Here is a 12,181-nt window from a genome sequence, read left to right as displayed (position 1 = left end):
ATGACGACCGACCTGTGGGAGTACCGTCCGGGCTCCCACCATGCCGCCGATCTGAACCTGGTCGGCTACGAGGTGGAGGCGACGGACGGCCCGCTCGGCCGGGTCGAGCAGGACGCCGGCGACCACCTGCTGGTCGACGCCGGGCCCTGGGTCCAGGGCACCCGGCTGCTGGTCCCGGTCGGCCTGGTGGCCCGGATCGACCACCTGGAGCTGGTGGTCCACCTGGACTGCCCGCGTGCCCGCGTCCGCTCGGCCCCGCCGCCCGCCGCCGTCGAGCTGACCCCCGGCGACCTGACCGCCTACGGTCGGACGGTGCTGGACCAGCACTTCTCGGGGTGATCGCCGGTGCCGCTGGTGACCCTGACCGGACGGACGGTCGCCTTCCTGGTCGCGCCGAAGGGGGTCGAGCAGGTTGAACTGACCTCGTCCTGGCAGGCGGTGGCCGAGGCGGGCGGCACCCCGCGGCTGGTCTCCACCAGGCCCGGTCGGGTCCAGGCCTACCGGCACCTGGACCGGGCCGACACCTTCGCCGTGGACGACGTCGTCGCCGAGGCGGACGCCGCCCGGTACGACGCCCTCGTCCTGCCGGGCGGCGTCGCCAACCCCGACCACCTGCGGCTGGACCAGCACGCCGTGGCCTTCGTCCGCGCCTTCTGCACCTCCGGCCGACCGGTCGCCGTGATCTGCCACGGCCCGTGGACGCTGGTGGAGGCGGACGCGGTGCGCGGGCGCACCCTGACCTCCTGGCCCAGCATCCGCACCGACCTGGTCAACGCGGGCGCCCTCTGGGTGGACGAGGAGGTCCACGTCTGCCGGGACGGCCCCGGCGTCCTGGTCTCCAGCCGCAAACCGGCCGACCTCCCGGTCTTCAACGACACGCTGGTGACCGAGTTCGCCCGCGGGCCGCGCGCGGAGACCAGCCCGCCCTGGCCCACGGCCCACGCACCCGAACCCTCCCGCCACGCGCGGTGACACGACGTGGTGACGCGACGTGGTGACGCGACGCGCCGGGCTCCTCGGTGTGGGGCTCCGTCCCGGTGAGGTGGCGCGGTCGGTGCGGGCCGTCGGCACCACGCGAACCCGTGTGCCGGCAGGGCCGGGCGCACGGGGGGCGCACGGGGTGGGGATGAGGCCGCCGGGTCAGCGGTAGCCGATGGGGGGTGGCGGGGCCGGGAGGCAAGCACTACCGCTCGTTGCTGCAACGGGAACTCAACGTCGCACCCTCGGCGAAGATGACCGGGCTGGTACAGAACCTGATGCGGACGTGAAGCGGACCAGATGACGGGGATCCGAGGGGACCGGACGGCGACCTGATGGGGATCTGAAGGGGATCCGAGGGGGCCTGAACGGCCGGCTTGGGGCGCGGGTGAACTGACGCCGAGTCACGCAGTGCGCTGGACGGAGGTTTCAGTCCCCGCGCAGGCGGACGAAGGTCGCCGTCGGGGGCCGGCCGGTGACCGTCACCTCGGCCCGGAGCACGGCGGTGAGCGGGGACAGGGTCCCGTGGTCCGGGTCGCGGACCGGATCGCCGAGCCGCCCCCGTACCCCTGCGGCGACCTGCCGGGACTGCACCGGTGTGAGCTGCAGGGTGGAGAGCAGCACCCGGCCGTCGGCCAGCTCCAGGACCAGCGCCCGTGGCCGGGCGGCCGTACCGACGACGGCGCGGACGGTTGCGTCGAGGGTGTCGGAGCGCCGGTACTTCACCCAGACCCGGCCGGCGCCGCGCGGGCGGTAGGAGGAGCCGGCCGCCTTGCACACCAGGCCCTCCACCCCGGTGTCGGCCAGCTGTTCCATCCAGGCCAACGCCTCGGCCCGGTCGGTGGTGGCCATCACCGGCTGGACCGGCGGGGGCACGTCGGCGAGGGCGGCGAGCAGCAGCCGGCGCCGGTCCGCGAGCGGCAGCCGCCGGACGTCCCGCCCGGGAAGCGCCAGGACGTCGAAGGCGATCAGGCCGAGCGCGGTGTCGTCGGCGGCCCGTGCCTGCCGGGTGCTCAGCAACTCCTCGAACGCGAACCGGCCGCCGCGCCAGGCGACCAGCTCGGCGTCGAGCACCAGCCCGGCCGGGAGCCGGGCGACGGCCGCGGCCACCGGCGGGAACTCGGCGGTGAGGTCCCGCCCGGACCGCGACTGGAGGTACGGGGGCTGCTCGCCGCGTGCGAAGGCCACGCAGCGGAAGCCGTCCAGCTTCAGTTCGTACAGCACGCCCGAGCCGCCCAGCCCGTCCGGCGGGGGAACGGCCGGGACGGCGGCCGGGCACCTCACCTCGACGGGCGGGTCCAGTACCAGGGGAGAGCGCGACGACGTGCGCGCGGAGGCGGGAGCGGGCGCTGGGGCGGGGGTGGGGGTCGGCGAGGGGGTCGGGGCGGGACCCGGGGCAGTGGTCGGGCTCGTGGGTGGCGCCGGGGTCGTGGGTGGCGCCGGTGCGGCCGGGAGCGGGCGGGCCCGGTCCGCGGCCAGCAGCGGGGCGAACAGGTCGCCGAACTCGGCGAGCCGCGCGGGGAGCTCGGCGAGCGTGAACACCAGCTCCTCCTCCGACCGGGCCCGCTCAAGCTCCGCCCAGGAGAGCGGCGTGGACACCGTGGGCCGGGCCCGCGCCCGCAGGGTGTAGGGCGCGGCGGTGGTCTTCTTGGCGTTGTTCTGCGACCAGTCCACCAGCACCCGCCCGGTGCGCCGCGCCTTCGCCATGGTGTGCACGACGAGGTCCGGGTGCGCCGTCTCCAGCGAGGCCGCGAGCTGCTTGGCGTACGCGGAGACCCGGGCGCTCGGGGTCGGCTCCAGCGGGACCAGCAGATGCAGGCCCTTGGAACCGGAGGTCTTCACCCAGCAGTCGAGCCCGTCCGCCGCCAGCCGCTCGCGCAGCAGGAGGGCCACCGCCCGGCAGGTCAGCACGGATGCGCCCTCGCCCGGGTCGAGATCCAGCACCAGCCGGTCCGCCAGTGCGGCCGCGGCCGCGTGCCACTGCGGAACGTGCAGCTCCAGACAGCCCAGGTTGGCCGCCCAGAGCAGCGCCGCGCCGTCGTCCAGCACCACCTGCCGCAGCTCCCCGCTGCTGCTCGGCACCTCCACGGTCCGCACCCAGCGGGGCGTCCCGGCGGGCGGGTTCTTGGCGATGAACACCTCACCGTCCACCCCGTCCGGGCAGCGCAGGAAGGAGACCGGACGGTCGCGCAGGTGCGGCAGCAGCACGGTGTGCACGGCCGCGTAGTAGCGCAGCACCTCGCCCTTGAGCGTGCCCGTGGCCGGGTAGTACACCTTCTCCAGGTGCGAGAGGGCGAGCGTGCGCCCGTCCACCACCATCTGCGGCATGGCCGCCTCCGAGCTACGCCGGGCCGCCGCGCCGGTTCGCCGGGCCCGCGCAGCCAGTCTGCCCGGCCTTCCCGCCGGGCGCTCCTCACGGCGTGAGCAGCGCCCGGGGCACCGTGCGGGAACAGCGCCGCCTGCGGGAACAGCGTGGGCCGCGCCGCTCACGCGGCCCGCAGGAACAGCGCGGCCCGCGTGAGCGGCGCGGCCCATCGACCGGCATCACGAACACCTGGGCGTGCCCCGCCCCGGCGAACCAGGTCGGCTCCCCGTGACTGACCCGCTCCGAGACCTCCGGCAGCGCCAGGCAGCACCCGAAGCCGCTCGACGGCGGCCTCGGAGGCCCCGGGGGCGTTGGCGGTCCCGGGGGCCGCGTGGGCCGCGTGGGCCCTACGAGGTGAGGGCTGGACGGGTGGGGGCGAGGCCGACGGTCCTCCGGCCGGGTGCCCTGCGGTGGTGGACGGAGCGGTGCGGGGGTGCTGGGGCATCGGGACTCAGCCGGCCGAAGGGCGGGGCGCGCCCGGGTAGGTGCCGAAGTACCAGCGGTTGCCCTCCGGGTCGGCGGCCGAGAAGTCCCGGGAGCCGTAGTCGGTCTCGAACGGCTCCGTGGTGATCCGGGCCCCGGCGGCGACGGCGCGTGCGTGGACCGCATCCGGGTCCGCCGTGACGACGTACGCGGTGAAGCCGCCCGGGCGGCCGGGCCAGGGCTCGGCGCCCTCGGGGTCGGGCCGGTCCGAGCCCAGCATCACACCCCCGCCCTCCGGCCAGGCCAGTTCGGCGTGCGCGACGAGGTCGCCCTCGCCGTACACCACCACCTCCTGGAAGCCGAAGGCGTCCACCAGGAACCGGATCAGTGCCCGGGCGTCACGGGCGCGCAGGCTGGGCCAGACCTGCGGGACGGGAGTCTGGGTGTCCATGGCGTGTTCCTCCTCGGAAGGACAGTGGCAACCGGGGGGCTGTCACGGCTCCCACTCTGGCGCCGCCGCCCCGGCCCCGCCTTGGACGTTTCGGAACTTCGCCGCGTCGGGCCCCTCCTCCGCCAGCCACACACTCGGTGGGCAGCCGGCCAGCGTGCGGAACTCCCGGGCCAGATGGGCCTGGTCGAAGTAGCCGCAGCGTGTGGCCAGCTCCGCCAGCCGGGGCGGCGGCCCGGGCGCGCAGAGCAGCCGCCGGGCCCGGTCGAACCGGATCACCCGGGCGGCGGCCTTCGGGGTCAGCCCGGTCTCGTGGCGGAACCGGTCCTGGAGGTGCCGGCTGCTCCACCCGGTGTCCGCGGCCAGCGCCGACACCGGCAGCGCCTGCCAGGCCCGGACGACCTCGGGTGGCACCCGCCCGGAGGGGCGTGCGGCCCGCAGCAGCACACCGTCGAGGGCGGCGAACCGTTCCGGCCAGTCGCGGGCCAGCTGGAGCGCCTCCTGGAGCCGCGCGCTCGCCCGTCCGAGGACGGCCTCGGCCGGGAGGTCCACCCCGGCCAGCTCCCCGGCCGGCAGGCCGAAGAGGGCCCGGGCGGCCAGCGGGTGCACGGCGATCTGGACGCCGGACTGCCGTCCGTCGTGGGTGATCAGCGCGGGGGAGGTGTGCAGGCCGCCCAGCAGCGTCGCGTAGCTGTCGGCCGGCTGGTCCGGGTCCGGGTGCCCGGCGACGGTGAGCGGCTCGTCCAGGGTGAGGATGAAGGTCAGGTACGGCGAGGGCAGCCCCCGGTGCACGGCGGGCGCGATGCCGCGCCGGCGGTAGCCGGAGTACCAGGCGACGTACGGCCGGAGGGCCGTGGCGGGCCGGCTCCGGACGGCTTCGTCGACCGTGTCGGCGAGTTCCTGCGTCACCTCCCCAGTATCCCGCCGCCGGGAGCGGCTGCGGCCCGGCGCCCCCGCCTTCGCGTGGGCTCGCGGTCGGCGGGAGTGTTGCTTATGGTGATCGCACCGGAACACCCGGTACTCGGGGGCAGAACTGACAAGGAGTCCCAGTGACCACTGCCCGAGACATCATGCACACCGGCGCCCAGTGCATCCGCGCCGACCAGACGCTCGCCGAAGCCGCCATGATGATGCGCGACATGAACGTCGGTGCTCTGCCGATCTGTGGCGACGACCAGAAGCTGAAGGGCATCATCACCGACCGCGACATCGTCGTCCGATGTCTTGCCGAGGGCAGGGACCCGGCGAACATGACGGCCATGGAAATGGCCGGCCACCTGCACTGCGTCCGTGCGGAGGACAACATGGACACGGTGCTGAAGAAGATGGAGCAGCACCAGATCCGCCGCATCCCGGTCATCGACGGCGACCGGCTGGTCGGCATGATCAGCGAGGCCGACCTGGCCATGGGCCACCGCAACGGCCAGCGCCTGACGGACCAGCAGATCATCGAGTTCATGGACAGCGTGTACATGATGCGGTGATCCACGGGCTGCCAGCGAGTGCCCTCGCGCGTACGGCGCGAGGGCACTCGCCGTTGCCGGACCGGCTCGCGCGTCCTCAGATCGTGCAGCCGGTCGGGCTCGTCTGGGCCGGGGTGCCGCTCGCGGGCGGTTCGGTGCCGTGCTGGGTCCAGGCCACCAGGGCGTCGAAGGCCGACATGAAGCAGGGGTGCATCGGGCGGACCACGGGCTTCCCGGTGTCGTCCTTCACGGCGTCGTAGAGGCCGTCGGTGTGGGTGCCGTCGGGTATGCGGTAGTAGCGGTGCATCCCGCCACGGCCGGCGTCCGCGATCATCCGGTCGTAGACGTCCCCGCTGCGGCTGATGGGCAGCAGCACGTCCAACGTGCCCTGGACGGTGATCAGTGGCCGGCGGATCTGGCCGGTGAGCGAGACGCGCCCGACCGCTTCGTGGACGGCGGACGGCCGGGCCGCGTAGTCGTAGTCAGTGTCACAGCCGGCGCCCGTCCCCTCGGGGCAGAAGGGCGTGCCGGCTTCCGTGGCACCGTCGTACTCCGGATCCAACTCCTCCCGGATGACGCGCTGCAGGGAGTCCCACTGCGTCTGGTAGTGGACGGGCCAGAGCTTCTCGGAGCCCGCCGGGTAGCCGGCCGCGTACATCTCCTCCAGGGCGCCGGGCTTCCCGTCCCGGACGCGGGGGTAGGCGCGAAGCGCGGGCGGCAGGTTGGTCAGCAGGTTGGGGTCGTCCTTCGTGAGCAGCAGCCCGTTCCAGTCGATCCCGCCCGTGTACAGCTGCGGGTAGTGCTCCAGCTGCCACCGCACCAGGTACCCGGCGGCCGACAGCCCCGCGGCGTACGTGGACGACGGCGCCCGCCCGTACTGCCGGGCGACCACGGCCTTGGCGGCGACGGTCAGTTGGGCCACCCGCTGGTGCCACTCCAGGATCGCGTCGCCCGGCTCGGTGCCGTCCCGGTAGAGCTGCGGGCCGGTGTTCCCCTTGTCGGTGGCGGCGTACGCGAAGCCCTTCGCGAGGACCTGGTCGCTGATGATCTGGTCGTTGGCGTACTGGCGGCGGATGCCGGGCGGCCCGGCGACGACCAGTCCGCCGTTCCAGTTCCGGGGCAGCCGGATCACGAACTGGCTGTCGTGGTTCCACCCGTTGTTGCTGTTGGTGGTGGAGGTGTCGGGGAAGTAGCCGTCGAGCTGGATGCCCGGCACGGCGGGGGGAGCGGTTGCGGTGGAGGCCTGGAGCCCGGCCCAGTCGGCCGGGCTGGTCCGGCCGACGGGCAGGCCCTTGGTGGTGAGGTCGTCGAGGCAGGTGGAGACCAGGCGCTCCGCACCCGGCACCCGCAGCTTCTGGGCCATGCAGGACGTGCCGGCGGCCGCCGCGGTGTCCGCGGCGGGCACGAGGGCCGCGGTGACCAGGACCGGCGCGAGAGCGGCGAGGGCCCTGGCGTGCCAACGTCGTCGGATCATGGGCAAACGCTCCTTCAGGTTCCATGCATGGCATGGTTCTTGTGAGCTCCGTGGGGTTCCCGGAGCGGACGTCGACGACGCTAGACGGCGGCCGGTGCCCTCCGGGAGTGCCGAACGGCCAGTCTTCCGGAGGACCGGCCTATGCCGTTTGGCCTGCCTTTCTTCCAGGTGGCGGAGTTGTCGGTGGGACGGCGTATGGTTCCTGGCAGCGTGCGAGTCGGAAGGAGGACCGAAGTGATGACCGTGCCATCCGCCGTGGTCGTTGCGGGCCGGGCGGCCCGCCCGGTGCCGTGGATCCCGCCCGTGCTGTACACGGTGGTCGCGGCCGGCGGGATCTACCACTCCGCCGTCGCGCCCGGGGTGTTCCACCCCGTCCGAACGGCGGCCTTCGTCGCGGGCCTCGCACTGCTGCTCGCCCTCGAAGCCCCGGAGCGGCTCGGCCTGCGGCCGCCCTCCGCCGCCGTCCTCCTCGCGCTGCGGGCGGTGCTGTTCACGCTGGTCGCCGCGGCGGACGGGTCGGGGGTGTCGCGGGCGCTGTTCGTCCTGGTGCCGTTCACCGCCTTCTTCGCCTTCGGCCGGCGGGCCGCGCTCGGCTGCGCCGCCGGCTGCGTCGGGCTGCTGCTCACCGCGTACACGCTCCGGGTGCCGCACTGGTGGGTCGACCCGGCGTACGTCTCCGACCTGCTGATGTTCGGCCTCGCGCTGGCACTGGCCCTCTCCATGGCCGCCGTCGCGGTCGGCGAGCAGGAGGCGCGGTCCCGGCTGGAGCAGTCCCACCAGCGGCTCGCCCACTACGCGGCCCGGGTCGCGGAGCTGTCCACGGCCGAGGAGCGGAACCGGGTGGCCAGGGAGATCCACGACAGCCTCGGCCACCACCTCACCGCCGTCGGAGTCCAGTTGGAGAAGGCCGAGGCCTTCCGCACCCTCGATCCGGCGTCCTCCGCGCAGGCGCTCGCCGACGCCCGCTGGTCGGCCGGCCGCGCCCTCGCCGAGGTCCGCGAGTCGGTCAGCGCGCTCCGCGACACCCGCCCGTTCTCGCTCGCCCGCTCGCTCGCCGACCTCGTCCGCCACCTGGGGGACGACCGGCTCACCGTGGCGCTCTCGGTCACCGGCGACGAGGCCGCCCACGACGCCGCCACGCTCACCACCCTCTACCGCGCCGCCCAGGAGGCGCTCACCAACGCCCGGCGGCACGGGCACGCCACCCGGGTGGAGGTCGTGGTGGCGCTGGCCGGGCCGTCGGCCCGGCTCACCGTCTCGGACAACGGCCGGGGCCTCGGCGGCGGTTGGATACCCGGGCACGGCATCCGGGGCATGCGTGAGCGGGTGGCGCTCCTCGGCGGCGAGGTCGACGTTCGCGGCGGCCGCGAGGGCGGGGTCACCGTCACCGTGACGCTCCCGTGCGGAGTGCCGGCCGAGACGGTGGCGGCGCTGTGAGCGCGGCGGAGCCCGTCCGCGTCCTCGTCGTGGACGACCAGGACCTCGTCAGGGAGGGCATCGCGTCGCTGCTCGGCATCCAGCCCGGGATCGAGGTGGTCGGCACCGCCTCCGACGGCCGGCAGGCGGTCGAGGTGGCCGTCGCCCACCGGCCGGACGTCGCACTGGTCGACGTTCGGATGCCGGTCATGGACGGCATCGAGACCGCGGAGACGCTCGCCGCGCAGGTTCCGGCCTGCCGGGTCGTCATGCTGACCACCTTCGACGACCAGGCGTACGTCGCCCAGGCCCTCCGTGCCGGTGCCGTCGGCTACCTGCTGAAGAACCTGCCGTCCGCCGAGCTCGCCCGCGCCGTCCACCTCGTCCACGCCGGGGTCGCCCAACTCGACGTGACGGTCATGGCCCGCCTCGCCGGTACGCTGCCCGCTCCGGTCCCTGCGGCACCGGATCCGGTGCCGGGGCCGGCGGTCGCGCCGGCGCTGCCGCTGACCGACCGGGAGACCGAAGTCCTGCGCCTGATCGCGGTCGGCTCCACCAACCGGGAGATCGCCGCTCACCTCCACGTCAGCGAAGGCACCGTCAAGAACCACATCTCGCGGATCCTCACCCGTCTCAACCTCCGCGACCGCACTCAGGCGGCCCTCTACGCCCACACCCGCGGGCTGCTCTGACCCGGGGCTCGTGCCGGTGCGGGTGCCCGCGCCCGCTCCGGTGCCCGCGCCCGTGCCTGTTCCGGTGCCCGCGCCCGTGCCCCCTCCGGTGTGGGTGCGGTGCGGCCGTCCGGGGCCCGACGAAGACGTCCCATTGCGCGAGAGGAGTGTCCCAACATCCGAGAGAAATATTCTTGCTATCCGGGATGCGAGAGAATCCCACCATGGGAAAGACATACGAAAAGATTGACGGCCGTCTGCGGGAGTTCATCGAGCGCCAGCCCGTCTACTTCGTCGCCACCGCGCCGCTCGCCGCCGACGGACATGTGAACGTCTCGCCCAAGGGGCGGTCGGGCACACTCGCGGTGATCGACGAACTCACGCTCGCGTACCTGGACTTCGGGGGATCGACTGCCGAGACCATCGCGCACCTCCGGGAGAACGGCCGGATCACCCTGATGTGGTGCGCCTTCGACGGACCGCCGACCGTGGTGCGGGTGCACGGACAGGGCGAGCCCGTCTTCCGGGACGACGCCCGGTTCGGGGACCTGCTGGGTCACTTCGACGCGGAGGCGGACGGATCGGCGCTGCGCGCGATCGTCCTGGTGAAGGCCGAGCGGGTGAGCGACTCCTGCGGGTTCGCGGTTCCGCTGATGGACTACCGCTCGGACCGGGACCTGCACGAGCAGTACTTCGACCGGAAGACGGACGAGGAGTTCAACACCTACTGCGAGGGCAAGCAGTACATCGGGACCAGCATCGACGGTCTGCCCGCCCTTCCGCTGCCGCTCCCGCCCCGCCCGGCCTGAAACCTGCCGGTGGGGGCCGGGGCGGTCCGCGCCGTCAGGGCGTCGAGGACCACCCCGCGCGGTAGTGGTGGAGGTCGCGCAGGAGGGCGATCTCGGCGCCGTGGTGGAGCAGTTCCTGATTGACCCACCAGACGATGTCGATGAACGGGTTCTCCGGGTCACTGCCGTAGGGGTAGGCGCTGTGGCCGACGGTGTCGAGGGCCGCGTCGTCGGTGTCGACCAGGACCTTCCGCCAGGCGTCGGCCGCCGCCTCGAAGGCCGCGAGCGCGGATGCCGCATCGCCGGCCACTTCGAAGTCGTCCCGGGTGAGCGAGCGGGTGCCGCCGGTGTGGTCGGCCCGGAGGGCGAGCATCTCGGTGAGGTGGCAGAGCCGCCAGGCGAGGGTGGTGAACGGCGGGGGCACCGGGTGGGGCGCAGGGGCGGTGTCCCGGCCCCAGTCGCCGGCGCCGACGAGCAGGGTCGCGCGGGACCCGGGTCCGTCGGCGTGGCGGCGGACCGACCAGCACCCGGCGACCGGCTCCCACAGGTACTCGTCGTCCGTCATCGGGCCGACCGGGACGTCCGTGCCGTTCCCGCTGTTCACGACCGGGCCGGCCAGGCGGTCGGCGAGCCGCTTGCGGGCGAAGTCGTACTGCTCCAGCAGGGGGACCATGCGCTGTGGCATCGTCATCGGGCGCTCCCACGGTAGACACTGATCGGCTTCGGGCCGCCGGAACAGCGGAACCGGCACCCGCCCGCACCGTGTCACACCGTGGAACGCGCCCGCGACGGGTTTTCCGTGCGGCGCCCGACGGGAGCGGACGGCCCGCAGGTGTGGGGCGGACCGGTCCTCGCCGGGGCGTCCGGGGAGCAGGCCGTCGGCCCACCCGGCGGCTTCCCTCCGGCGCTGGCGCGATGACGCCGGCGGCACGGACGCGGAGGCCGTGGAGGGCGGTGGAGCGATCTGTTCGATTCGTTGGAATGAGTGCGCGGGGTGTGACGACTGGGGGCACGAGCGGAGCGGGTACGGGAGGCATCCCTGCTCGTCACCGTCCCCGTGGAGGAAGCGTTGAGAAGGACGCGAGCCCTGGTCGTACTGGTCACCCTGATCCTCTCCCTCACCGTGCCGCCGGCGGTCGCCCGGGAAGGCGGCGCTCCCGCGGCGAACCCCGACGCCGCGTCGGCGGCCGGCCCGGCCGCCGCCCCGGCGGAGGTGCTGACCCAGGTCATCGGCGATCCGGTGGCCGTGCCCCCGAGCAACGTCATCGAGTTCTACGAGGCGAGGGCGACCTGCCCACCCGGCCAGACCCCGACGGGGGGAGGGCCCAAGGTCTCCCCGTAGCTACAACCCGCTGACGATGATCGGTTCCTACGCCGTCGGCAGCTCGTGGATCGTCACCGCGGTCGGTGAAATCCCGTACGACGGGACCCTCTGGGCGACGGCGATCTGCTCCACGGAGCCGCACACCCGGGTGTTCACGAGGCGAAGCCGGTTGCGGCGCGGGGCGAGGGCGGCGCGACGGCGTACTGCCCGGCCGGTCAGTACGCGACCGGCGGCGGCGGACGCGTCGACCTCGGCGACATCAGCGTCTGGGAGTCCTTCGCGGGCGGGAACGCCCAGAACGACCGCTGGACCTACTACATCAACAACCCGACCGGGATGCCCCACGACGTGGAGGCCTTCGTGGTCTGCTCGCCGACGTCCCACCACCACGACTTCGCGAACCCCCCGTCGTCGCTCCCGCTCTTCCACGGGACGGCCGACAGCCTGAAGTCCTGTCCTTCCGGCACGGTCACCGGTGGGGGTGGCTTCGCGGTCGGGACGTCGATCTACCAGTCCAGCCCCTGGGGCAACGGGTGGCTGGCGAGCGCCGTGAACGAGTCGGCCGGACATCCGGAACTGCGGGCGGTGGTGGTCTGCAGGGACTGAGCCGTCCGGACCGGGGCGGCGGCGGAGCGGGAAGTCGGTGGGTCCGACTTCCCGCTCCACCCCTCTTCGGACCGGGGAATGCCCCTCTTCAGGCCGGGAAATGTCCCTCTTCGGGTCGGGAAATGCCACGACGCCGCTGTACCGGACCGGCCCGTGGTGGGTCGGTGGGGTGCAGCGGCGTTGTCGTGGTGGCACCGGGGGTGGGGGCGCCGGGGGCGCCGGGGG

General features: G+C 73.9%; 13 protein-coding genes and 1 pseudogene. 8 read left to right on the top strand and 6 right to left on the bottom strand.

The annotated features are described in order from the left end of the window. Positions 1–339, top strand: coding sequence for a PRC-barrel domain containing protein (locus C2142_RS02855; RefSeq protein ID WP_148640922.1), 339 nt, complete (start codon positions 1–3; stop codon positions 337–339). Positions 340–345: 6 nt separating this feature from the next. Further along, positions 346–972 (top strand): type 1 glutamine amidotransferase domain-containing protein, encoded by a 627-nt coding sequence (locus C2142_RS02850; protein ID WP_241002338.1) that lies wholly within the window; start codon positions 346–348, stop codon positions 970–972. 435 nt (positions 973–1,407) lie between these two features. Here C2142_RS02850 and C2142_RS39175 read toward each other — a convergent pair whose 3' ends face one another. From C2142_RS39175 to C2142_RS02835, 4 genes and pseudogenes are all read right to left on the bottom strand, one after another. Further along, positions 1,408–2,202 (bottom strand): DNA ligase, encoded by a 795-nt coding sequence (locus tag C2142_RS39175; protein WP_277347318.1) that lies wholly within the window; start codon positions 2,200–2,202, stop codon positions 1,408–1,410. 222 nt (positions 2,203–2,424) lie between these two features. Next, positions 2,425–3,306, bottom strand: a pseudogene (gene ligD, locus C2142_RS39170) (non-homologous end-joining DNA ligase); the annotation flags it as partial. Between the two features lie 488 nt (positions 3,307–3,794). Continuing rightward, positions 3,795–4,217, bottom strand: a complete 423-nt coding sequence (locus C2142_RS02840; protein ID WP_148640920.1) for a VOC family protein — start codon at positions 4,215–4,217, stop codon at positions 3,795–3,797. A gap of 42 nt (positions 4,218–4,259) precedes the next feature. Beyond that, on the bottom strand, positions 4,260–5,123 hold the full coding sequence (locus C2142_RS02835; RefSeq protein ID WP_148640919.1) for a helix-turn-helix domain-containing protein: 864 nt from the start codon (positions 5,121–5,123) through the stop codon (positions 4,260–4,262). A 140-nt stretch (positions 5,124–5,263) separates the two neighbouring features. On the opposite strand from C2142_RS02835, the gene C2142_RS02830 reads away from it, so the two are divergent. Further along, positions 5,264–5,698: a CBS domain-containing protein gene (locus C2142_RS02830; protein WP_148640918.1), complete on the top strand. Its 435-nt coding sequence runs from the start codon at positions 5,264–5,266 to the stop codon at positions 5,696–5,698. 76 nt (positions 5,699–5,774) lie between these two features. Here the strand turns inward: C2142_RS02830 and C2142_RS02825 are convergent, their stop codons facing one another. Then, positions 5,775–7,151: a tannase/feruloyl esterase family alpha/beta hydrolase gene (locus C2142_RS02825; protein ID WP_148640917.1), complete on the bottom strand. Its 1,377-nt coding sequence runs from the start codon at positions 7,149–7,151 to the stop codon at positions 5,775–5,777. Positions 7,152–7,388: 237 nt separating this feature from the next. Here C2142_RS02825 and C2142_RS02820 point away from each other — a divergent pair, with 237 nt between their 5' ends. The 3 genes from C2142_RS02820 to C2142_RS02810 all read left to right on the top strand — a co-directional run bounded on the left by C2142_RS02820 (position 7,389) and on the right by C2142_RS02810 (position 10,047). Then, on the top strand, positions 7,389–8,588 hold the full coding sequence (locus C2142_RS02820; protein ID WP_148640916.1) for a sensor histidine kinase: 1,200 nt from the start codon (positions 7,389–7,391) through the stop codon (positions 8,586–8,588). After that, the gene (locus C2142_RS02815) at positions 8,585–9,259 is read left to right on the top strand and encodes a response regulator transcription factor (RefSeq protein ID WP_148640915.1); all 675 of its coding nucleotides are present in this window, start codon (positions 8,585–8,587) and stop codon (positions 9,257–9,259) included. The genes C2142_RS02820 and C2142_RS02815 overlap by 4 nt, the downstream gene beginning before the upstream one ends. Before the next feature lie 203 nt (positions 9,260–9,462). Then, positions 9,463–10,047 carry a pyridoxamine 5'-phosphate oxidase family protein gene (locus C2142_RS02810; protein ID WP_148640914.1) on the top strand — a complete coding sequence of 195 codons (585 nt, stop codon included), beginning with the start codon at positions 9,463–9,465 and terminating at the stop codon, positions 10,045–10,047. A gap of 34 nt (positions 10,048–10,081) precedes the next feature. On the opposite strand, the gene C2142_RS02805 is transcribed toward C2142_RS02810, so the two are convergent. After that, complete coding sequence (locus C2142_RS02805; protein WP_148640913.1) at positions 10,082–10,717, bottom strand: DinB family protein; 636 nt, start codon at positions 10,715–10,717, stop codon at positions 10,082–10,084. 378 nt (positions 10,718–11,095) lie between these two features. Between C2142_RS02805 and C2142_RS02800 the strand changes: the two genes are divergently transcribed. Continuing rightward, positions 11,096–11,368 carry a hypothetical protein gene (locus C2142_RS02800; protein ID WP_148640912.1) on the top strand — a complete coding sequence of 91 codons (273 nt, stop codon included), beginning with the start codon at positions 11,096–11,098 and terminating at the stop codon, positions 11,366–11,368. Positions 11,369–11,686: 318 nt separating this feature from the next. Next, entirely contained in the window at positions 11,687–11,956 is a 270-nt protein-coding gene (locus C2142_RS02795; protein WP_148640911.1) for a hypothetical protein, read from the top strand. The last annotated feature ends 225 nt before the right edge of the window (positions 11,957–12,181 follow it).

Origin of the sequence: Streptomyces sp. CB01881, assembly GCF_002953255.1 — a bacterium.
Lineage (GTDB): Bacteria > Actinomycetota > Actinomycetes > Streptomycetales > Streptomycetaceae > Kitasatospora.
The sequence above is the reverse complement of the archived record's forward strand: the minus strand, read 5'-3'. Positions and strand labels throughout refer to the sequence as shown.